This window comes from Enterobacter sp. UPMP2052 (assembly GCF_053709675.1).
In genome coordinates, this window is the sequence record NZ_JBSKJR010000003.1 from 79,608 (window position 1) to 102,299 (window position 22,692).

Annotated in this window: 19 protein-coding genes; 9 read left to right on the plus strand and 10 right to left on the minus strand. The window is 55.3% G+C overall.

Annotated features, from left to right (window positions below; all coding sequences use genetic code 11):
* The first annotated feature begins 4 nt into the window (after window positions 1–4).
* Window positions 5–610, plus strand: coding sequence for a fimbrial-like protein (locus ACWKX3_RS12370; protein ID WP_368747378.1), 606 nt, complete (start codon window positions 5–7; stop codon window positions 608–610).
* A complete protein-coding gene (locus ACWKX3_RS12375; RefSeq protein ID WP_454541881.1) occupies window positions 603–1,685 on the plus strand; it encodes a fimbrial protein in 1,083 nt (360 codons plus the stop codon). Before ACWKX3_RS12370 ends, ACWKX3_RS12375 begins: the two co-directional genes overlap by 8 nt.
* A gap of 3 nt (window positions 1,686–1,688) precedes the next feature.
* Here ACWKX3_RS12375 and ACWKX3_RS12380 read toward each other — a convergent pair whose 3' ends face one another.
* The 4 genes from ACWKX3_RS12380 to ACWKX3_RS12395 all read right to left on the minus strand — a co-directional run bounded on the left by ACWKX3_RS12380 (window position 1,689) and on the right by ACWKX3_RS12395 (window position 5,241).
* Window positions 1,689–2,936, minus strand: coding sequence for a polysaccharide deacetylase family protein (locus ACWKX3_RS12380; RefSeq protein ID WP_454541882.1), 1,248 nt, complete (start codon window positions 2,934–2,936; stop codon window positions 1,689–1,691).
* Between the two features lie 63 nt (window positions 2,937–2,999).
* Window positions 3,000–3,440: a PTS sugar transporter subunit IIA gene (locus tag ACWKX3_RS12385; RefSeq protein ID WP_058609694.1), complete on the minus strand. Its 441-nt coding sequence runs from the start codon at window positions 3,438–3,440 to the stop codon at window positions 3,000–3,002.
* Window positions 3,441–3,547: 107 nt separating this feature from the next.
* Complete coding sequence (locus ACWKX3_RS12390; RefSeq protein WP_006173774.1) at window positions 3,548–4,318, minus strand: ABC transporter permease; 771 nt, start codon at window positions 4,316–4,318, stop codon at window positions 3,548–3,550.
* Window positions 4,315–5,241, minus strand: a complete 927-nt coding sequence (locus ACWKX3_RS12395; RefSeq protein WP_220711080.1) for an ABC transporter ATP-binding protein — start codon at window positions 5,239–5,241, stop codon at window positions 4,315–4,317. The genes ACWKX3_RS12390 and ACWKX3_RS12395 overlap by 4 nt, the downstream gene beginning before the upstream one ends.
* A gap of 107 nt (window positions 5,242–5,348) precedes the next feature.
* On the opposite strand from ACWKX3_RS12395, the gene can reads away from it, so the two are divergent.
* A complete protein-coding gene (gene can / locus ACWKX3_RS12400; protein WP_006173783.1) occupies window positions 5,349–6,011 on the plus strand; it encodes a carbonate dehydratase in 663 nt (220 codons plus the stop codon).
* A gap of 92 nt (window positions 6,012–6,103) precedes the next feature.
* On the opposite strand, the gene hpt is transcribed toward can, so the two are convergent.
* Window positions 6,104–6,640, minus strand: coding sequence for a hypoxanthine phosphoribosyltransferase (hpt, locus tag ACWKX3_RS12405; RefSeq protein ID WP_058609693.1), 537 nt, complete (start codon window positions 6,638–6,640; stop codon window positions 6,104–6,106).
* Between the two features lie 206 nt (window positions 6,641–6,846).
* Between hpt and ACWKX3_RS12410 the strand changes: the two genes are divergently transcribed.
* Complete coding sequence (locus ACWKX3_RS12410; protein ID WP_220711079.1) at window positions 6,847–9,237, plus strand: glucose/quinate/shikimate family membrane-bound PQQ-dependent dehydrogenase; 2,391 nt, start codon at window positions 6,847–6,849, stop codon at window positions 9,235–9,237.
* Between the two features lie 123 nt (window positions 9,238–9,360).
* Here the strand turns inward: ACWKX3_RS12410 and cueO are convergent, their stop codons facing one another.
* Window positions 9,361–10,920 (minus strand): multicopper oxidase CueO, encoded by a 1,560-nt coding sequence (cueO, locus tag ACWKX3_RS12415; RefSeq protein WP_454541883.1) that lies wholly within the window; start codon window positions 10,918–10,920, stop codon window positions 9,361–9,363.
* A 145-nt stretch (window positions 10,921–11,065) separates the two neighbouring features.
* Here cueO and ACWKX3_RS12420 point away from each other — a divergent pair, with 145 nt between their 5' ends.
* The 3 genes from ACWKX3_RS12420 (at window position 11,066) to speD (ending at window position 13,179) form a co-directional block, all read left to right on the plus strand.
* Window positions 11,066–11,413: a YacC family pilotin-like protein gene (locus ACWKX3_RS12420; RefSeq protein WP_042320459.1), complete on the plus strand. Its 348-nt coding sequence runs from the start codon at window positions 11,066–11,068 to the stop codon at window positions 11,411–11,413.
* A gap of 101 nt (window positions 11,414–11,514) precedes the next feature.
* The gene (gene speE, locus ACWKX3_RS12425) at window positions 11,515–12,384 is read left to right on the plus strand and encodes a polyamine aminopropyltransferase (protein ID WP_454541884.1); all 870 of its coding nucleotides are present in this window, start codon (window positions 11,515–11,517) and stop codon (window positions 12,382–12,384) included.
* Window positions 12,385–13,179 carry an adenosylmethionine decarboxylase gene (speD, locus tag ACWKX3_RS12430; RefSeq protein ID WP_006173795.1) on the plus strand — a complete coding sequence of 265 codons (795 nt, stop codon included), beginning with the start codon at window positions 12,385–12,387 and terminating at the stop codon, window positions 13,177–13,179.
* Between the two features lie 28 nt (window positions 13,180–13,207).
* Here the strand turns inward: speD and yacL are convergent, their stop codons facing one another.
* Window positions 13,208–13,570, minus strand: coding sequence for a protein YacL (gene yacL / locus ACWKX3_RS12435; RefSeq protein WP_006173797.1), 363 nt, complete (start codon window positions 13,568–13,570; stop codon window positions 13,208–13,210).
* Between the two features lie 190 nt (window positions 13,571–13,760).
* Window positions 13,761–16,358, minus strand: coding sequence for a bifunctional aconitate hydratase 2/2-methylisocitrate dehydratase (acnB, locus tag ACWKX3_RS12440; protein WP_042319239.1), 2,598 nt, complete (start codon window positions 16,356–16,358; stop codon window positions 13,761–13,763).
* A gap of 428 nt (window positions 16,359–16,786) precedes the next feature.
* Between acnB and ACWKX3_RS12445 the strand changes: the two genes are divergently transcribed.
* Together ACWKX3_RS12445 and ACWKX3_RS12450 are read left to right on the plus strand one after the other, a co-directional pair.
* The gene (locus tag ACWKX3_RS12445) at window positions 16,787–18,301 is read left to right on the plus strand and encodes a DUF3300 domain-containing protein (RefSeq protein ID WP_454541885.1); all 1,515 of its coding nucleotides are present in this window, start codon (window positions 16,787–16,789) and stop codon (window positions 18,299–18,301) included.
* 10 nt (window positions 18,302–18,311) lie between these two features.
* Window positions 18,312–19,103 (plus strand): DUF2950 family protein, encoded by a 792-nt coding sequence (locus tag ACWKX3_RS12450; protein ID WP_088208879.1) that lies wholly within the window; start codon window positions 18,312–18,314, stop codon window positions 19,101–19,103.
* An 82-nt stretch (window positions 19,104–19,185) separates the two neighbouring features.
* Here the strand turns inward: ACWKX3_RS12450 and lpdA are convergent, their stop codons facing one another.
* On the minus strand, window positions 19,186–20,610 hold the full coding sequence (lpdA, locus tag ACWKX3_RS12455; RefSeq protein ID WP_042319244.1) for a dihydrolipoyl dehydrogenase: 1,425 nt from the start codon (window positions 20,608–20,610) through the stop codon (window positions 19,186–19,188).
* Between the two features lie 175 nt (window positions 20,611–20,785).
* Complete coding sequence (aceF, locus tag ACWKX3_RS12460; protein WP_454541886.1) at window positions 20,786–22,684, minus strand: pyruvate dehydrogenase complex dihydrolipoyllysine-residue acetyltransferase; 1,899 nt, start codon at window positions 22,682–22,684, stop codon at window positions 20,786–20,788.
* Window positions 22,685–22,692 lie beyond the last annotated feature (8 nt).

Consider the following 22,692-nt stretch of genomic DNA (forward strand, 5'->3'; position numbering starts at 1 on the left):
CAGAATGCCACAATTGCCGTTTAATTTATGCCAGCCCGGCCTTGTGTTGCTTGCCGGACTGGCTGGTGGATTAATGCCTGGCGCAAGCCAGGCAGCTTCCAATATGGATGTTAACCTAACCGCGAATATCGTTAACTCTACCTGTGAAATAAGCCTCAATGACGGCGGTAATATCTATCTGCCTACCGTCATGCGCAGCTGGTTTTATAACGACGATAACAGTAACCGGTTAACCCCCACGGATGATGAGGCAGGAACGCCTTTTACCATCCACGTCTCGAACTGTAACGGAAGCAGCGAAACCGGTACGTCAGTTCAGAAGCTGCATTTTAGCTTTGCGCCCAAAAATGGTTTCTGGAACAACCAGAGCCAGGTGTTTAAAAATGATGCGGCTGCAGGCGCGGCTGAAAACGTCGGCGTGGTGATTTTCTCAGCGAAAGATCGCGCCAACGTGCTGAATACTGACGGAAGCTCCAACGTCATTTTTAACGTGACGGGTAGTGAGAATTATTTAACGGACTATGAATTTTATGCGCGCTATCAGAATGTCGGTGCAGTAACGGGCGGTTCCGTTATCAGCAATGTTCTGGTGGATGTGCGTTATGAATAAAGGGATTATTATGAAATTCACCTCGTTTTTACTGACGGTTGGGCTGCTGGGGATATCGGGCATTTGCCAGGCTAGAGAGGAATGTAAATTTACCAGCGGTGACCCCGTACTGATTATGTCCCCCCCGCCGGTTACGATTGTGCCGCTGCCGGTTGACGCCGCTGTTCACCCTACGCTTATTGCCTCCGGCCTTATCATGGAAACCGTGCCTCAGTTGAGAACGGAATGTACGTCAGGTAAAGATGGATTAGACGTATTCCAGTACACAGACAATGCGCTTCAGACTAACCTGGAATTCGAAGGCAAAACGCTGTTCGGGACAAATGTACCAGGCATCTATTACACGCTGGGCTTTTTTCCGGACGGTAACGGCGTAACCGCATGGTTTCCTGTCAGATCCGGTGGAAACTTTGTTCGTACCGGTGATACGCATGGCTCAGCCAACATCGTGGATGATAAAACCTGGCACGTACGTATGGACTTCTATCAGACCAACATGTTTGAAGGCGTGCCCTCTAACGTGGATTTCCTCACCCTCGGTCCGGGTACGATCGGCCAGATTGTAGTGGGTAACCCTGACACCGGAGATGCAGAAGATCATCCCCGCCCTCAGGTGAGTATTTCTAAGATGTCGTTTGATATCGTCGCGAACAGACCGACCTGCGGGATCCATGCCCCGACCAACGTTGATTTGGGCGAGTGGACGCCGAAGGAAGTGGAAAACGGTCTGACCACCGAGGTAAAATTTAAGGTCTCCGGGACATGTGCGAATACAGGGATTTTATACGGGACCCTGAAATCAAACCACGCCACGTCGGATGGTAACTACATTCTTAACGAGTTGAGCGGTACCTCGGAATGGACTCCGGCTAATGGTGTGGGAGTTCAAATCACAACGCCGTTCAGGTCCAAAATAAACTCGTCATTTAAGGAAGCGATTGTCGTATTTAATGACAAATATGCCACGACATCTTTTGAAGTGGAGTATAAGGCGCAACTGCTGAAATACAGTGATGAACCTGTCACCGTGGGTCCCTTCGGCTCAAACCTTATCATGCAGTTTACCTACGAATAACCGCTACCCCTGCGGCTGGTTGCTGACCAGCCGCGACATCGTCTCCAGCGAATCCGTTCTTAAGATATACAGACGTTTGAGCAAGAACGGATTGTCCCCCGGCTTCACCTTCCCTTTTACCGTCGTCACCGCCAGGTGAAAACCGGCGTCATTCGCGGCCTTTATCGCTTTATTGTCGTAGCCGCCAAACGGATAGGAGAGATACAAAACATGCGGATTAAACTGCGTCAGCGCCCGTCGGGAACGCTCAAAATCAAACAGGATCACGTGGTAAGAACGGCTCAGCAGGATCGGGTGTTTGTAACCATCAACCCGATGCAGGAAATGGGTGTGGGACTGGATATCAAACACGTCCTGAATAGCCTTCAGCTCTGACACGCTCATAAACTGCAGCGATTTTGGGTCCCATTTCTGCGGATGTCTTTTTATCCGGGAAGAGATAACAAACGCCGTCGCCTTAAACCCGTATGCCTTGAGGATCGGCCAGGCATAGCGGCTCACCGATTTCAGGCCATCGTCAAAGGTGATCGCCACCGCTTTGGCGGGCAGATTGATTTTGTTACGCACGTACCCTTCCAGCTGGTACATCGTGAGGGTGGTATAGCCCTGATCGCGCAACCAGGTCATCTGGTTACTGAAGGCACGCACGCTGGTGGTCGTTGAGGTGTGACGAAACCGCGTGTTCTCTTCGTCACGCAGAATATGGTGGTACGTCAGCACCGGAATGCCGTTGTCTTCCTGCGCATCCAGGCTGCTTACCCATGCCAGACGGTTACCGATGCGGATCTGAAACCAGGTCTGGTTGAGACGATCCTTGAGTTTGCTGAGGATCGGGTAGCGAAGGTTACTGCTCAGGGTACCGAATGGCGCGCTGCCGCTGCTGGGTGCGTTATAGACCAGGGTGTCCTTCCAGGTCACGAGGTTTTGATTGCTTAGCGGTTTATTCAGATCGCCCAGGCTGTCTTCGACGCGCTGCTTGCCCTGCACCGGCTCCAGATGCTCTTTGTCGATAAAGCCCGTCCCAAACCCGAAGCGAAACTCGTAGTAATCAGCCGCCGCAGGCACCACGGCCAGAATTTGCCCGGCGCGCACATTGCCCACGTTAATCACGTCATTACCCACCTGCGCCCAAATCGCCGCATCTTCGGTGGTTTGCATATACTGCGCAGGCACGCGTTGTTGGCTTAATAAACTGGCGGAACAGACGCCGGAGACGATTAATAACAGCAAGGCTAGAAGACGCGTAAACATGGGTTCTTTATCGGCACGAAAAAACGGACGTCATTGTATCAAAAGCGACATCAATACCAATGTTTAATTCTTATACAGATCGTGCAGAAGGACGAAAGGCGGGTTTTTCTGCTGCTGATGCCACAAACTGCTGACCCCTGGCGTGCCTTGCGCCACGATTGCCTGGCGAAACTCGTCGCTGCTCATTGATTCACGGCATGGATACATTATTTCCAGCAGCGGCAGGCTAATCCCGGAGATCACTTCACAGTTGTCATGCTTATGGCTCATCAACGCGGCCGAACGGTAAGGCGCTGCGCCGGATTTGTCAGTCAGGAAAATGACGCCATCGCCGGAGTCGGTTTCATGCAGCGCATCGCACATCATACGGCTCAGCATATTAGTGCTTAAGCCCCGCCAGTAATTTACCGCACGACACTGAACCAGCGGACCAAACCGGGCTTCCAGTTTCAGCAGCATATCCTGCGCGTGTTCATCGTGGCAGGTGATCACCCATCCCAGCATAACTCTCCCTCCTTAGCAGGCGAGTAGTTTAGCGGAGTGAAGATTTGTTTACGGTGATAACTGTCAAAGAAAAGCGCCCGGCGAGCGGAGAGCCGCCGGGCGGAAGGTTAGCTGCGAAGGCCGCGCCCACGCTGGATCAGATACCAGCAGAGCACGTAAAACGCGACGATAAAGACCGCCAGCACCGCCACCGTCGTAAACAGCGGCACGTCGGAGATGCCAAGGAAGCCAAAGCGGAAGCCGCTGATCATGTAGACGATCGGGTTGAGGTGCGACAGCGCCTGCCAGAACGGAGGCAGCAGCGTCAGCGAGTAAAACACCCCGCCGAGGTAGGTCAGCGGCGTCAGAACGAAGGTCGGGATCAGGCTGATGTCGTCAAAGGTTTTGGCGAAAACGGCGTTCAGCAACCCGGCCAGCGAGAACAGGATCGCCGTCAGCAGCAGCGTCAGCGCCACAAACAGCCAGGAGTGCACCTGGAACGGCACGAAGAACAGCGAAATCGCAGTGACCAGAATACCCACGCAAAGGCCACGCGCCACGCCGCCGCCTACGTAACCGGCGATGATGACGTGCGTGGGCACCGGTGCCACCAGCAGTTCTTCAATGTTGCGCTGAAACTTGGCGCTAAAGAACGACGACGCCACGTTAGCGTAGGCGTTGGTGATCACCGCCATCATGATTAAGCCCGGCACGATAAACTGCATATAGCTAAAGCCGTGCATTTCACCGATCCGGGAGCCGATCAGGTTGCCGAAAATGATGAAGTAGAGCGTCATGGTGATCACCGGCGGCACCAGGGTTTGCACCCAGATGCGCATAAAGCGGTTAATCTCTTTCGCCCAGATGCTTTTCAGCGCGACCCAGAAAAGATGCGTCATGCTTTGTCTCCTTGTTTTTCATGCACCAGAGAGACAAACAGCTCTTCCAGTCGGTTCGCTTTGTTACGCATACTTAATACCTGCACGCCCTGCGCGCTCAGTTGTGCGAACACGCTGTTAACGCCCTGCTCGCGCAGCACTTCCACTTCAAGCGTGGAGGTGTCGACCAGGCGGTAGTTGTACCCTTCCAGCTTCGGCAGCGGGCTTTTCGCCGCAAGGTCGAGAATAAACGTCTCAGACTTGAGCTTGGAAAGCAGATTTTTCATCGAGGTGTTTTCCACCAGCTCCCCGTGCTGAATGATGCCGATGTTACGGCACAGCATTTCCGCCTCTTCGAGGTAGTGCGTGGTCAGGATAATGGTGGTGCCTTTGTCGTTGAGATCCTTCAGGAAGCCCCACATTGAGCGACGCAGTTCGATATCCACGCCCGCCGTCGGCTCATCAAGGATCAGCAGCTTCGGCTCGTGCATCAGCGCGCGGGCAATCATCAGGCGGCGCTTCATGCCACCGGATAACATCCGCGCACGCTCGTTACGCTTTTCCCACAGGTCGAGCTGTTTGAGGTACTTTTCCCCGCGCTCAACGGCCTCTTTACGCTCCACGCCGTAGTAGCCCGCCTGGTTAACCACGATCTGCTGCACCGTCTCAAACGGGTTAAAGTTAAACTCCTGCGGCACCAGCCCCAGCTGACGCTTGGCGTTGACCACATCTTTTTGCAGGTCGTAGCCAAACACGTTCACCCGCCCAGAGGTCTTGTTCACCAGCGAGCTGATAATACCGATGGTGGTGGATTTCCCCGCGCCGTTTGGCCCCAGAAGTGCGTAGAAGTCTCCCGCCTCTACTTTAAGGTCTATCCCGCGTAGCGCCTGAACGCCGCCCGGATAGGTTTTTTTAAGCTGTTCAAGCTCAAGTGCAATCGCCATGAATTAAACTTACCTATAGTTCTGACACACGTTGTGTGGTTTCATTAAAAGTCGGGTTACCCTATAGTAGCGCAACGCAATCACTCGGTTACAGGCCGTCACCCTCCATGAACGACATAGATACACTCATCAGCAACAATGCACTATGGTCAAAAATGCTGGTGGAAGACGATCCCGGATTTTTTGAAAAACTGGCGCACGCGCAAAAACCGCGTTTTTTATGGATTGGATGCTCCGACAGCCGTGTACCTGCAGAACGCCTGACCGGTCTCGAACCGGGCGAACTCTTTGTTCACCGTAACGTTGCTAACCTGGTTATCCACACCGATCTCAACTGCCTTTCTGTTGTTCAGTATGCCGTGGATGTGCTTGAAGTCGAGCATATCATTATTTGCGGCCACTACGGTTGCGGCGGCGTTCAGGCCGCGGTGGAAAACACCGAACTGGGGTTAATCGACAACTGGCTGCTGCACATCCGCGATATCTGGTTCAAACATAGCTCACTGCTGGGCGAAATGCCGCAGGAGCGTCGCCTCGACACGCTGTGTGAGTTGAACGTGATGGAGCAGGTCTATAACCTGGGGCATTCCACCATCATGCAGTCTGCCTGGAAACGCGGGCAGAAGGTCTCCGTTCACGGCTGGGCATACGGCATTCATGACGGATTACTGCGTAACCTGGAAGTGACCGCGACGAACCGCGAAACGCTGGAACAGCGCTACCGCTCAGGCATTGCTAACCTCAAGCTTAAGCACGTAAACCATAAATAAAAAAGCCGGGTGGCGGCTTCGCCTTACCCGGCCTACACATGTGCGCTTTGTAGCGCCCGGTAAGCGTAGCGCCACCGGGCAACAGACGCAGGCTACTCGTCCAGAATCACCACTTTCCCGACATACGGCAGATGACGATAACGCTGCGCGTAATCAATACCGTAACCCACCACGAATTCATCCGGGATGGAGAAGCCAACGTATTCCACCGGCACCTGAACTTCACGGCGGGACGGTTTATCCAGCAGGGTACAAATCGCCAGCGATTTCGGCTCGCGCAGGCTCAGGATCTCGCGCACTTTCGAGAGGGTGTTGCCGGAGTCGATGATGTCCTCAACGATCAACACATCTTTGCCACGAATATCTTCATCCAGGTCTTTCAGGATTTTCACATCACGGGTTGTGGACATGCCGCTGCCGTAGCTGGAGGCGGTCATAAAATCGACCTCATGGGACACCTGCACTTCACGGCACAGGTCTGCCATGAACATGAAAGAGCCACGTAACAGTCCGACCAGCACCATTTCGCTGCCGCTGTCCTTGTAATGTTCGGTGATTTGACGACCCAGTTCGGCGATACGCGCTTTGATCTCGGCTTCCGGGATCATCACTTCAACAGTATGTTTCATATTACTAACCATATGATTTTAATGAAAATCTCTCAATGCAGGTGAATCTTACTCCGGCATCGATACGCAAGCCAGCCATTATACCAGTAAATGGATAACCCTGGCGTATGAGTTATAAAAAGCAAATTTTGTGATTCCGATCACAGTTGTTAATACCTATAATTAATTGCTAGCAAATAATTAACAAACTGACGAGTACACTTTCTATGGCTGAAATAAAAACTCAACAGCCGCGTCTACTGGTGACATTAACAGCAGCGTTCGCAGCCTTCTGCGCGTTGTATTTGTTAATCGGTGGCGTTTGGCTGGTCGCGCTTGGCGGCTCCTGGTATTACCCGATTGCGGGTCTGGTTATGGTTGCCGTAACCGTCCTGCTTCTCCGCAGGAAGCAATCTGCACTGTGGCTTTACGCTGCATTACTCCTCGCAACGATGATCTGGGGCGTCTGGGAAGTCGGGTTCGACTTCTGGGCACTGACGCCGCGCAGTGACATTCTGGTGTTCTTCGGTATCTGGCTGATCCTGCCGTTTGTCTGGCGTCGCCTGATTGTGCCTTCCAACGGTGCCGTTGCGGCGCTGGTCGTGGCGCTGCTGATCAGCGGCGGTATCCTGACCTGGGCCGGCTTTAACGACCCGCAGGAGATCAACGGTACGCTGAACACGGAAGCCACCCCTGCTGCGGCCATTTCTCAGGTTGCGGATGGCGACTGGCCAGCCTACGGGCGTAACCAGGAAGGCCAACGCTACTCTCCACTCAAGCAGATCAACGCCGACAACGTTAAAAATCTGAAGGAAGCCTGGGTATTCCGCACCGGCGACCTGAAGATGCCAAACGATCCGGGCGAACTGACCAACGAAGTGACGCCAATTAAAGTGGGCAACATGCTCTACCTGTGTACGGCGCACCAGCGCCTGTTCGCGCTCGACGCGGCCACCGGTAAAGAGAAATGGCACTTCGATCCACAGCTGAACTCTAACCCGTCGTTCCAGCACGTTACCTGCCGCGGTGTCTCTTACCATGAAGCGCGTGCCGATAATGCCAGCCCGGAAGTCATTGCCGACTGTCCGCGCCGCATTATGCTGCCGGTCAACGATGGTCGTCTGTTCGCCATCAACGCCGAAACGGGCAAGCTGTGCGAAACCTTCGCCAACAAGGGTATCCTGAATCTGCAGACCAACATGCCGGACACCACGCCGGGTCTGTATGAACCGACCTCTCCGCCTATCATCACCGATAAAACCATCGTGATTGCCGGTTCGGTAACGGATAATTTCTCTACCCGCGAAACCTCGGGCGTTATCCGTGGTTTCGACGTGAATACCGGTAAACTGCTGTGGGCCTTTGACCCGGGCGCGAAAGATCCAAACGCGATCCCGTCAGACGAACACACCTTTACCTTTAACTCGCCAAACTCCTGGGCCCCTGCCGCGTATGACGCGAAGCTGGACCTGGTCTACCTGCCAATGGGCGTGTCCACGCCGGATATCTGGGGCGGTAACCGCACGCCAGAGCAGGAGCGTTACGCGAGCGCCATCGTGGCGCTGAACGCCACTACCGGTAAGCTGGCATGGAGCTATCAGACCGTTCACCACGACCTGTGGGATATGGATATGCCGTCCCAGCCGACGCTGGCGGACATTACCGTTAACGGTAAAACCGTTCCGGTGATTTACGCCCCGGCGAAAACCGGCAACATCTTCGTGCTGGATCGCAGCAACGGTGAGCTGGTTGTCCCTGCACCGGAAAAACCGGTTCCACAGGGTGCCGCAAAAGGCGACTACGTCAGCAAAACGCAGCCGTTCTCTGACCTGAGCTTCCGTCCGAAGAAAGACCTCAGCGGAGCAGACATGTGGGGTGCCACTATGTTTGACCAGCTGGTGTGCCGCGTGATGTTCCACCAACTGCGCTACGAAGGTATCTTCACGCCGCCGTCCGAACAGGGCACGTTGGTCTTCCCGGGTAACCTGGGGATGTTCGAATGGGGCGGGATCTCCGTTGACCCTAACCGTCAGGTGGCGATTGCCAACCCGATGGCGCTGCCGTTCGTTTCCCGTCTGATCCCACGCGGACCGGGCAACCCAATGGAACAGCCGAAAGATGCTAAAGGCAGCGGTACCGAAGCGGGTATTCAGCCGCAGTACGGCGTGCCATATGGCGTGACGCTGAATCCGTTCCTGTCGCCTTTCGGTCTGCCGTGTAAACAGCCTGCCTGGGGGTATATCTCCGGTCTGGATCTGAAAACCAATCAGATTGTCTGGAAGAAACGTATTGGTACGCCACAGGACAGCATGCCGTTCCCGATGCCGGTTCCGGTGCCGTTCAATATGGGTATGCCAATGCTGGGTGGCCCAATCTCCACCGCCGGTAACGTGCTGTTCATCGCGGCAACCGCAGATAACTACCTGCGCGCGTACAACATGACCAACGGTGAGAAACTGTGGCAGGGCCGTCTGCCAGCGGGCGGACAGGCCACGCCGATGACCTATGAAGTGAATGGCAAGCAGTACGTTGTCATCTCTGCGGGCGGTCACGGTTCGTTTGGCACGAAGATGGGCGACTATATTGTCGCGTATGCACTGCCTGACGACGCTAAGTAACAACAAAGCCCGGTGGCGCTAACGCTTACCGGGCCTACGGAAAGATGCTAAAACGGCAACCTCGGTTGCCGTTTTAGTGTTTGTGCCCTCTCCCCGTGGGCGCGGGCATCAGGCCACACTGCTTTAAACAGTAAAACCCAGCATCATCCCTGTATCTTCATGTTCCAGCAGATGACAGTGCGCCATATAGGCAAACTCCTTCGGCGCGTCGTGGTCGAACTTCACCAGCACCTCGCTTACGCCCCCTTCTACCTTCACCGTATCTTTCCAGCCTGAACGATGCGCGGCAGGCGCGTTGCCGTTTTCAGAGAGAATGCGGAACTGCGTGCCGTGGATGTGGAACGGGTGCAGCATCATGTCGCCTTCGCCAGAAATAACCCAGCGCTCAAACTGCCCTTTTGTGGAGGCAAACATCGGCGTGTTCATGTCGAAGGCTTTGCCGTTGATCTTGTTTGCATTATGGAAATCAAAACCGTGGCCGCCATGATCCATCCCGCCCATCTTGCCGTGGTCCATATTCATGTGGCCCATCATCTGCCCGTGGTGCATGCCCGCCATCGCCTGCTCACCGTATTTCTTCATTAACGCCTGCATGCCCATCATGTCGAGCATGGGGTCCATCGAAAGCTGCAGCTTACGCTGCGTTAGCCTCTCAAGGGCTGGCAGAGCAGGCAGCGTGGTTAAGGTCTCCGGCAGTATGCCCGAGGCGGTAATTTGCAGCGGCTGAATGCGCAGCACCGGGTGGGGTTTATCAAACGGCGCAACAGCCATCCCCATCTGGCTGACCGGCAGGGTTACGAGATCAAACGCGTTGCCGTCGCTGATATCCACCAGCACCTCGAAGCGCTCGCCCATCAGCATTGGCAGCTCGCTTACCTTAACCGGCTCTGGCAGCAGGCCGCCGTCGCTCGCCACCACATACAGCGGACGCTTGTCGCTGGCGGCAAAGTTGAGAGAGCGGGCGTTACACCCGTTGAGCAGACGTAAACGCAGCCAGCCTTTCGGCGCGGCGTGCTGCGGGTAAATCGCGCCGTTAGTCAGCAGCGTATCGCCAAACCAGCCTACGGCCGCGGTCATGACGTCCAGCTGATAGTCAATCTGCCCGTCTGCGGTAAATTTCTTGTCCTGCACGATCACCGGTACATCGTCGATGCCCCACTGTTTTGGCAGACGCAGCAGGCGGCTTTCGTCATCGTCAATCAGCACCAGCCCCGCCAGCCCCATCGCGACCTGGTGGCCGGTTTTGCCGTGCTGATGCGGGTGGAACCAGCAGGTCGCGGCGCGCTGGTCCGGGGTAAAGGTAACGCTACGTTTGCCGCCCGCTTTTATAACGCCCTGCGGCCCGCCGTCGACCTCGCCGGGCACTTCCAGCCCGTGCCAGTGCACGGTGGTCTCTTGCGTCAGCGTGTTGTGGATATCAACGGTTACGGCCTTGCCTTTGCGCAACTGCAGCGCGGGGCCGAGCAGATTGCCGTTGTAGCCCCACGTCGTTGCGGTGTGTTTGCCAAAGGTTGTTTTACCCGCCTGGACGACGAGCTGAATACGGCCACGGGCATCAGCGGTCAGTAAATCCGGGATCGGCAGTGCAGGCCTGTCGGCGGCAAACACCGCCCGGCTCCAGAGCGGTAAAGCGCTGGCAGCACCCAGCGCAACTGAATATTTTAAAAAATCACGACGTTGCATGTTCATTTCCTTATTTCCAGCAGGCGATCTTTTGAGCATAAACCCTCCCCTTACCGGAAGGTCAAGCACAGCGGCGATAATAAAGATCGTCGGCCTGGCACCAAGTATGCTAACGTTAATTTTCCGTGACGCAGTGGTAGAAGCAATGAAGACGTTTTTCAGAACAATTCTGTTCGGTGGCCTGATGGCGATGTGTGCAAACAGTTATGCGCTGAGTGAAAATGAAGCAGAAGATATGGCCGATCTGACGGCTGTTTTTGTGTTTCTGAAAAACGATTGTGGTTACCAGAATTTACCCAACGGGCAAATTCGTCGCGCACTGGTCTTTTTTGCCCAGCAGAACCAATGGGATCTTAGCAACTACGACAGCTTCGACATGAAAGCGCTCGGTGAAGACAGCTACCGCGATTTAAGCGGCATTGGCATTCCTACGGCCAAAAAATGCAAAGCACTGGCACGCGATTCACTCAGCCTGCTCGCCTACGTGAAGTAACCTTCCCGACGCACCTTGTTGACTCTGGCCGCGCACGCGCGGTGTTGTGTTGCGCCCATTCCGCTGGAAGTAATGGATGTTAACGAAGAAGGTGACACCCCATGACCGAAAAAACGGTTTGGCAAGAAACGCTGCATGACCAGTTTGGTCAGTATTTTGCCGTTGATAACGTGCTTTATCATGAGAAAACCGATCATCAGGATTTGATAATCTTCGAGAACGCCGCCTTTGGCCGCGTGATGGCGCTGGACGGCGTGGTGCAAACCACCGAGCGCGACGAGTTTATCTATCACGAGATGATGACCCACGTCCCCCTGCTGGCGCACGGCCACGCAAAACACGTGCTGATTATCGGCGGCGGCGACGGTGCCATGCTGCGCGAAGTGTCCCGCCATCAGACTGTCGAAACCATCACCATGGTGGAAATCGACGCAGGCGTGGTCTCTTTCTGCCGCCAGTATCTGCCTAACCACAACGCCGGGAGCTACGACGACCCGCGCTTCAATCTGGTTATCGACGACGGCGTCAATTTTGTTAACCAGACCACGCAAACGTTTGATGTGATCATTTCGGACTGCACCGACCCGATCGGCCCGGGCGCATCGCTGTTTACCTCATCCTTCTACGAAGGCTGCAAGCGCTGCCTGAAACCGGGCGGCATCTTTGTGGCCCAAAACGGCGTCTGCTTCCTGCAGCAGGATGAAGCCCTCGACAGCCATCGCAAGCTGAGCACGTATTTCAGTGACGTGAGCTTCTATCAGGCTGCCATCCCGACCTACTACGGCGGGATCATGACCTTTGCCTGGGCGACGGATAACGAAGCGCTGCGCCATCTCTCCACCGAAATTATCCAGGCCCGTTTCCATCAGACCCATCTTCAGTGCCGTTACTACAATTCGGCGATCCATACCGCAGCCTTTGCCTTGCCACAGTATCTGCAAGACGCGCTGTCCTCTAAGGGGGTGAACTAATTGAAAAAGCTTAAACTGCATGGCTTTAACAACCTGACCAAAAGCCTGAGTTTTTGTATTTACGATATCTGCTACGCCAAGACGGCAGAAGAGCGCGATGGTTATATCGCCTATATCGATGAACTCTATAACGCCAACCGCCTGACGGAAATTTTGTCGGAAACCTGCTCAATCATCGGCGCCAACATCCTGAACATCGCCCGTCAGGATTACGAGCCGCAGGGCGCAAGCGTCACCATTCTGGTCAGCGAAGAGCCGGTTGACCCTCAGCTTATCGACAAAACCGAGCACCCCGGCCCGCTGCCGGAAGTGGTCGTTGCGCATTTAGACAAGAGCCATATCTGCGTTCACACCTATCCGGAGAGCCACCCGGAAGGCGGGCTGTGTACCTTCCGTGCCGATATCGAGGTGTCGACCTGCGGCGTAATCTCCCCACTGAACGCGCTGAACTATTTAATCCACCAGCTGGAATCCGATATCGTGACCGTTGATTACCGCGTACGCGGCTTTACCCGTGATATCAACGGTATGAAGCACTTTATCGATCATGAAATTAATTCCATTCAGAACTTCATGTCCGAGGATATGAAAGCGCTGTATGACATGATGGACGTCAACGTCTATCAGGAGAATATCTTCCACACCAAGATGTTGCTTAAGGAGTTCGACCTTAAGCACTACATGTTCCACACCAAACCGGAAGATTTAAGCGAAGACGAGCGCAAGGCCATTACCGACCTGCTCTGGAAAGAGATGCGCGAAATCTACTACGGCCGCAACATTCCAGCCGTGTAGGTATTGCCGGGGCAAGGATGCTCCACCGTTATTTCTGTTTCATGAACTCGCGATACGCGGCAACTACCTGCAAAAAGTCCTCAACGCCGCACAGCGACAGGCTCTCTTCGTCGTAGTAGTTCATCCCCTCTTCCATCTCATCGCCCGAGAACTCAAGCTGGTTGGCGCGTACCATCACCTCTTCGCCATCCATCCACAGGGTGTATTCATGCCCACCGCGTTGCCAGGAGCGCTCGCTGCCTTTGACCGTGTTCGCGGCCTGTTCCACCTCATCCAGCAGCGCGAGGTTGTCTTTAACCTCTTCATTAAACCAGTGCCCTACGGCTTCGTGGCCCATCGACATACGCACCTTCACCACGCCGGTGATGTCGCGCAGAAATTCGTAATCCATAGCGTTTTCCTCTGCAAAGCCATTAGGGTAATTATCGCAGCGTAGAGGAAGAAAAAAAGCGGGAGAGGCAGGAGGAATGAAAATAAAAAGGTGAGAGCCAGACCCTGCGGCCTGATGCCCTCACCCCGCCCCTCTCCCACGGGAGAGGGTGCAAACACTAAAAACCGTCTCGTGGAGACGGTTTTGCTGTTTATACTGCCGTCTGGAAGATAACCCCGTCCGCCTTCTCGGTGTACTGAGAAAGCTGGTCGAAGTTCAGATAGCGATAGGTATCCACCGCCGTCTTATCAACCTGAGCAACAAAGGTCTGGTACTCTTCCGGCGTTGGCAGCTTGCCAATCAGCGCCGCAACCGCCGCCAGCTCCGCAGAGGCCAGGAAGACGTTAGCTCCCGTACCTAAACGGTTAGGGAAGTTACGGGTAGAGGTAGAGACCACCGTCGCACCGTCTGCCACGCGTGCCTGGTTACCCATGCACAGGGAACAGCCAGGGATTTCAATACGCGCGCCGCTCTTACCAAACACGCTGTAGTAGCCCTCTTCGGTCAGCTGTGCCGCGTCCATACGGGTTGGCGGTGCCACCCACAGACGCGTCGGCAGCTGGCCTTTGTGAGTATCCAGCAGCTTGCCCGCCGCGCGGAAGTGGCCGATGTTGGTCATGCACGAGCCGATAAACACTTCGTCGATCTTCTCGCCCTGCACCTCAGACAGCGGACGGGCGTCGTCCGGATCGTTTGGCGCGCACAGGATTGGCTCTTTGATATCCGCCAGATCGATGTCGATCACTGCCGCATACTCTGCGTCAGCATCGGCTTCCAGCAGCTGCGGATCGGCCAGCCATTTTTCCATGCCCTGAATACGACGCTCCAGCGTACGACGGTCGCCGTAGCCTTCAGCAATCATCCACTTCAGCAGCACGATGTTCGACGTCAGGTACTCTTCAATTGGCGCTTTGTTCAGCTTGATGGTACAGCCCGCGGCGGAACGCTCGGCGGAGGCATCAGTCAGCTCGAAAGCCTGCTCCACTTTCAGATCCGGCAGCCCTTCAATCTCGAGGATGCGGCCAGAGAAGATGTTTTTCTTGCCCTTCTTCTCTACGGTCAGCAGGCCCTGTTTGATGGCATACAGCGGGATAGCGTGAACCAGGTCGCGCAGGGTGATACCCGGTTGCATTTTGCCTTTGAAGCGCACCAGCACAGACTCCGGCATATCCAGCGGCATTACGCCGGTCGCTGCGGCAAACGCCACCAGACCTGACCCGGCCGGGAAGGAGATCCCGATTGGGAAACGGGTATGGGAGTCACCACCGGTACCGACGGTATCCGGCAGCAGCATGCGGTTCAGCCAGGAGTGGATCACGCCGTCGCCCGGACGCAGGGAAACGCCGCCACGGTTCATGATGAAGTCCGGCAGCGTGTGGTGCGTGGTGACGTCAACCGGCTTCGGATAGGCCGCGGTGTGGCAGAAGGACTGCATCACCAGATCGGAAGAGAAGCCCAGGCACGCCAGGTCTTTCAGTTCGTCACGCGTCATTGGGCCGGTGGTATCCTGAGACCCCACAGAGGTCATCTTAGGTTCGCAGTAAGCGCCCGGACGGACACCCGCTACGCCGCAGGCGCGGCCAACCATTTTCTGCGCCAGGGAGTAGCCGCGGCTGCTTTCCGCCACGTCTTTCGCCTGACGGAACACGTCTGAGTGCGGCAGACCGAGCGCTTCACGCGCTTTGGTGGTCAGGCCACGGCCAATAATCAGCGGAATACGGCCACCGGCGCGGACTTCGTCGATCAGCACGTCGGTTTTCAGCGTGAAGCTTGCCAGCAGTTCGTTGGTTTCGTGGTTACGCACTTCACCCTTGAACGGGTAAACGTCAATCACATCGCCCATGTTCAGGTTAGAAACATCCACTTCGATCGGCAGCGCGCCCGCATCTTCCATGGTGTTAAAGAAGATAGGCGCAATTTTGCCACCGAGGCACAAGCCGCCGCCGCGTTTGTTCGGCACATGAGGGATATCATCGCCCATGAACCACAGCACGGAGTTGGTTGCAGATTTACGCGAAGAGCCGGTACCCACAACGTCACCGACGTAGGCCAGCGGGAAACCTTTTTGCTGCAGGGCCTCGATCTGTTTGATCGGGCCAACGCTGCCAGGCTGATCCGGCTCGATGCCTTCGCGGGCGTTTTTCAGCATCGCCAGCGCGTGCAGAGGGATATCCGGGCGAGACCACGCATCCGGTGCCGGGGAGAGGTCATCGGTGTTAGTTTCACCGGTCACTTTGAAGACGGTAACCGTGATTTTTTCGGCCAGGGCAGGACGGTTCAGGAACCATTCGGCATCGGCCCAGGACTGCATCACCTGCTTCGCGTAGACGTTACCCGCTTTGGCTTTCTCTTCCACATCGTAGAAGTTATCGAACATCAGCAGCGTTGAAGAGAGCGCTTTGGCAGCAATCGGTGCCAGCTTTTCGTTGTCCAGCGCGTCAATCAGCGGATGAATGTTATAGCCGCCCTGCATGGTGCCGAGCAGTTCAATCGCTTTTTCAGGAGTAACCAGTGGGGAGGTCGCTTCGCCTTTGGCAACGGCGGCAAGGAATCCGGCTTTTACGTAGGCAGCTTCATCTACGCCAGGCGGTACACGGTTGATCAGCAGATCTAAAAGGAATTCTTCTTCGCCCGCAGGCGGGTTCTTAAGCAGCTCGACGAGCGCGGCCATTTGGGTTGCATCTAAAGGTTTGGGTACAATTCCCTCGGCGGCACGTTCTGCTACGTGCTTACGGTATTCTTCTAGCACGACGGTTCTCCTCGCTCTCATTGTCATATGCGGCCGGCGTTCTCTTCACGCTCCTGTGAGACAGCAGTTTGTAGGGTAAATGCCCGATACCGCGTCGGGCAGCATAGCAGGATTTCTGCACAGTGTTAATCTGTTTACAAAAAAGCAACATTAAATACTTTGCTGAATCGTTAAGAATGGTATAGCGGGCAGACGAGGCCAATTTGAGGGACAAAAAACCGCCTGAAAGCGGTGAGTTTGTTGCCTGGCGGTGGCTGGCAGGTTTGCGGCAGGTGCATGTACAGAATTGTGTAATAAATACTCACACTCTTTATCCGGACCTTCTGGTGAATTCCCAACAATCGTCAAAACTGTAAAAGACGGGTGAATAATACTCGCGGCAATTGCAACGCCTGAGGGCATTGCGCTGGTCTCGTCGGAGTCACTATATGAAGTTGCCCTTTAAGCCACATCTGCTTGTTCTTCTGTGCAGTACCGGGTTATTCGCCGCCTCTGGCGTGATGTTTGTTAAAAGCCGCGCGACAGAAACGCCGGTCTCCCCTGCGCCTGTCGCGCAACAACCCGTCACCCCAACTGCTCAGCCCGCGCCGGTCGTTGCCCCGACTTATACTGCGGCTCAAATCGATCAGTGGACAGCGCCCATTGCGCTCTACCCCGATGCGCTGCTTTCGCAAATCCTGATGGCATCAACCTACCCTTCAAACGTCATCCAGGCCGCGCAGTGGTCGCAGGACAATCCAAAATTGCAGGGCGACGCTGCGATCCAGGCCGTCTCTGCCCAGCCGTGGGATGCCAGCGTAAAATCGCTGGTTGCCTTCCCACAGCTGATGACGCTAATGGGCGGTAATCCGGAGTGGGTGCAAAATTTAGGAAATGCATTTCTGGCCCAGCCGAAGGACGTCATGGACTCCGTGCAGCGTCTTCGCGCGCTGGCGCAGCAAACCGGCGCGCTGCAATCGACTCCTCAGCAGACGGTGACCACGGTTAAAAAAGCCGCGCCCGCCAAAAGTACCACCGCAACGGTCGCCGCCGCGCCTGCAAGCGAGACGGTGATAAAGATTGAGCCCGCCGATCCGCAGGTAGTGTATGTACCCACCTATAACCCAACGACCGTCTACGGCACCTGGCCAAACGCCAGCTATCCGCCGGTTTATCTCCCCCCGTCTCCCGGCGGGCAGTTCACCAACAGCTTTGTAAAAGGGTTCGGCTATAGCCTCGGCGTGGCTACTACCTATGCGCTGTTCAGCAATATCGACTGGGACGATGACGACGATCACCACCACCACGATGATGATTATTATCATCATGACGGATACTCGCATAACGGCGATAACATCAATATCAATGTCAATAATTTCAATAAAATAACCGGCGAGCACCGCACGGATAACAATATGGTGTGGCAGCACAACCCGGCGTATCGCAACGGGGTGCCCTATACCAACAGCCAGCTTGCCAGCCGGTTCCATCCGACGTCGACCCCCACCGGATTGAGCGCGACGCAACATCAGCCGATTAACCGCGACAGTCAGCGTCAGGCGGCATTGGCGCAGGTGCAAAAATCGACCGGGAAATCGCTGTCGCAACTGCAGCATCCCGTCACCCGCAACGTGCAGCACCCCGCCTCCGCCCAGCAGCTAAGGCAGATCACTCAACGCAATAACTACCGGGGCTACGACGGGATAAAGCCGCACGCGCAGCAGGCAAATAACCACGCCCTTCACGATCGCCTGCAGACCGAGCGACGCGCGCAAAGCCAGCATCCTCAGCGTTACGCCAACGCCCTGAGCGGCAACGACAGCCGTTCTCCGAGCTGGCAGGCGCAGCAGCAGCGCGGGTTGCAAAGCCGTCAGCGAGCGTCGCTGAGCGATGAACAGCGTGCCAGCCTCAGACAACAGGCGTCTGAACGCCACGCCGAACACCGAGAATTCCGCCACCGTTAAGGACATCATGATGAAAAAACAACTGATTGGCGGCGTACTGTTGCTTATGGTATCCACCTTCGCCCTGGCCCAGCAGAATTTCACGACGCCGGGGCAGGCAACGGACGCCCTGACAAAAGCCATCAGCGAGCAAAACGAGGAGGCATTAAACAGCCTGCTCGGCGATAACTGGCGTGATTACCTGCCGCCTGAAGGCGTTGACCCTGAAGCCGTGGCGCGTTTTTTACGCGACTGGAAGGTAAGCCATCACGTCGCCATTAACGGCAATACCGCCCATCTCTATGTTGGAGAAAACGGCTGGCAGCTGCCCATACCCGTTGTGAAAAAAACCGACGGCTGGCAGTTTGATATGCAAAAAGCCGCCGACGAGATCCAGACGCGTGAAATCGGGCGCAACGAGCTTGCGGCAATTGAAGCCTTACACGCCTATGTGGACGCGCAACAGAGCTATTTTGCGCTGAATCAGCATTACGCCGAAAAAATCGTCAGCGCAGAAGGAAAAAAAGATGGTCTGTACTGGCCCGTCTCACCGGGCGAAGCGCCCAGCCCGCTCGGACCGGCATTTAGCCCGCAAGAGCCTGGCGCCGGTTATCACGGCTATCGTTTCCGGATCCTGCCAGATAAAGAGGGCTTTGCGATGATCGCCTGGCCGGTGCGTTACGGTCAGACGGGCGTGATGAGCTTTATGATTAATCAGGACGACAGGGTTTATCAGGCCGATCTCGGCAGTGGAACCGGGCAAAAAGCTGAGGATGTAACCTCCTTCCACCTGGATAAAAGCTGGGAAGCCGTCGCGCCATAAATCCTTCGCGTGGCGCGCTGGTTCAGCACGGCAAAAGCAAAAAAAACGCCTCCGAAGAGGCGTTTATCAGCAATAAAGAAACTTATTTCTTCTTCGCTTTGGCGTTTGGCAGGTCGGTGATGCTACCTTCAAACACTTCTGCCGCCAGGCCCACAGACTCGTGCAGAGTCGGGTGCGCGTGGATGGTCAGCGCGATGTCTTCAGCATCACAGCCCATTTCGATCGCCAGGCCGATTTCGCCCAGCAGCTCGCCGCCGTTGGTCCCGACAATCGCACCACCGATAACACGGTGTGATTCTTTGTCGAAGATAAGCTTGGTCATACCGTCTGCGCAGTCAGAGGCGATAGCACGGCCAGAAGCAGCCCACGGGAAGGTGGCGGTTTCGTAGCTGATGCCTTTCTCTTTCGCTTCTTTCTCGGTCAGACCCACCCAGGCAACTTCTGGCTCGGTGTAGGCGATAGATGGGATCACTTTCGGATCGAAGTAGTGCTTCATGCCCGCGATAACTTCAGCGGCAACGTGACCTTCGTGAACACCTTTGTGTGCCAGCATTGGCTGACCAACGATATCGCCGATAGCAAAGATGTGTGGCACGTTGGTGCGCAGCTGCTTGTCAACGCGGATGAAGCCACGGTCGTCCACTTCCACGCCGGCTTTGCCTGCGTCGAGGTTTTTACCGTTCGGCACACGGCCGATAGCCACCAGCACGGCGTCGTAACGCTGTGGTTCTGCAGGGGCTTTTTTGCCTTCCATGGAAACGTAAATACCGTCTTCTTTCGCTTCAACGGCAGTCACTTTGGTTTCCAGCATCAGGTTGAACTTCTTGCTGATGCGCTTGGTGAAGACTTTAACGATGTCTTTGTCAGCAGCCGGGATAACCTGGTCGAACATTTCAACCACGTCAATGTCTGAACCCAGCGCGTGGTACACGGTACCCATTTCCAGACCGATGATACCGCCACCCATTACCAGCAGACGCTTAGGAACGGTTTTCAGCTCCAGCGCATCGGTGGAATCCCATACGCGTGGGTCTTCATGTGGAATGAACGGCAGTTCGATCGGACGGGAACCCGCCGCGATGATCGCGTTGTCGAAGTTGATCACGGTTTTGCCGTTTTCACCTTCCACTTCCAGGGTGTTCGCCCCGGTGAATTTACCCAGACCGTTAACCACTTTCACTTTACGGCCTTTGGCCATACCTGCCAGACCGCCGGTCAGCTGAGTGATAACTTTCTCTTTCCAGGTACGAATTTTGTCGATATCGGTTTTCGGCTCGCCGAAGACGATACCGTGTTCAGCCAGCGCTTTGGCTTCTTCGATAACTTTCGCTACGTGCAGCAGCGCTTTAGAAGGGATACAGCCGACGTTCAGACAAACACCGCCGAGGGTGTTGTAACGTTCTACGATGACGGTTTCCAGACCTAAATCCGCGGCGCGGAATGCTGCGGAATAACCTGCCGGGCCTGCCCCAAGTACTACGACCTGAGTTTTGATTTCTGTGCTCATCATGACCTCTTAATTTATACCCGTCGTCCACCGGGTCGTTCTATCCGCCCGTATTTTACAAAATTGTTAACAATTTTGAAACAACAAACGGCTCATGAATTCTCGCTTTCGCCAGTAACCTCACTGACATCACAAGGTTACCAGAAAAAAGCCGGCCGTCTGGCCGGCTTTTCGATTACATCACCAGGCGGCGAATGTCGCTCAGGGTGTTGTTGATGATGGTGATGAAACGCGCACCATCTGCACCGTCAATGACGCGGTGGTCGAAGGAGAGAGAGATTGGCATCATCAGACGCGGCACAAACTCTTTACCGTTCCACACCGGCTCCATCGCGGACTTGGACACACCGAGGATGGCCACTTCCGGCGCGTTCACAATCGGTGCGAAGTGGGTCGTACCCAGGCCGCCGATGCTGGAGATAGTGAAGCAGCCGCCCTGCATTTCGCCGGCAGTCAGCTTACCATCACGCGCTTTTTTGGAGATGGTGGTCAGTTCACGGGACAGCTCGGTAATGCTCTTCTTGTTCACGTCTTTGAAGACCGGAACAACCAGACCATTTGGCGTATCAACCGCAACACCGATGTTGATGTATTTCTTCAGCGTCAGCTTCTGGCCGTCTTCGGACAGGGAGCTGTTGAAGCGTGGCATCTGTTCCAGCGCCGCCGCAACCGCTTTCATGATGAAGACCACTGGGGTGAATTTCACGTCCAGTTTACGCTTCTCAGCTTCGGCGTTCTGCTGTTTACGGAACGCTTCCAGATCGGTGATATCGGTCTTATCGAAGTGCGTAACGTGCGGGATCATCACCCAGTTACGGCTCAGGTTAGCACCAGAGATTTTCTGGATACGGCCCAGTTCCACTTCTTCGATTTCGCCGAACTTGCTGAAGTCCACTTTCGGCCATGGCAGCATGCCCGGGATACCGCCGCCAGCGGCTGCAGCAGGTGCAGCTTCGGCGCGTTTCACCGCGTCTTTCACGTAGGTCTGAACGTCTTCACGCAGGATACGACCTTTACGACCGGTCCCTTTCACTTTCGCCAGGTTCACACCGAACTCGCGCGCCAGGCGACGAATCAGCGGTGTTGCGTGGACGTAAGCATCGTTTTCAGCGAACTCAGATTTGCCTTCCGCTTTTGCAGCAGGGGCAGCAGCAGGTTTAGCCTGAGCCGGTGCAGCAGCCGGAGCTGGAGCAGCCGCGGCAGCCGGAGCGGCCGCAGGCGCAGCACCTTCTACTTCGAAGACCATGATCAGAGAACCGGTAGACACTTTGTCGCCGGTGCTGATTTTGATCTCTTTAACGGTACCGGCGAACGGCGCAGGAACTTCCATGGAAGCCTTGTCGCCTTCAACGGTGATCAGTGACTGTTCAGCGGCAACTTTGTCGCCCACTTTTACCATCACTTCGGTCACTTCAACTTCGTCACCGCCGATGTCCGGTACGTTAACGTCTTTCGCACCGCCAGCCGCTGCTGGTGCAGCCGCCTGGGCCGGAGCCGCTTCGGCTTTCGCCGGAGCCGCCGCGCCTTCAGCGCCAGCCACTTCAAAGACCATAATCAGGGAGCCGGTAGACACTTTGTCACCGGTGTTGATTTTGATCTCTTTAACGGTACCTGCGAACGGCGCAGGGACTTCCATAGAGGCTTTGTCGCCTTCTACGGTGATCAGGGACTGTTCAGCCGTAACGGTATCGCCTACTTTCACCAGGATTTCAGTGACTTCAACTTCGTCACCGCCGATGTCAGGCACGTTAACGTCTTTCGCTGCCGCAGCAGCAGGTGCTGCAGCCGGAGCGGCTTCTTTCTTCTCTTCTGCCTTAGCAGGTGCAGCATCAGCTGCACCGTCGGCGGAATCGAAAATCATGATCAGTTTGCCCGTCTCGGTTTTATCGCCAACAGAGACTTTGATCTCTTTAACGATGCCAGCCTGAGGAGACGGCACTTCCATAGAGGCTTTGTCGCCCTCTACGGTGATCAGCGACTGTTCAGCTTCAACTTTGTCGCCCACTTTGACCAGGATCTCGGTGATTTCAACTTCATCAGCCCCGATGTCCGGTACATTGATTTCGATAGCCATTATTCTTT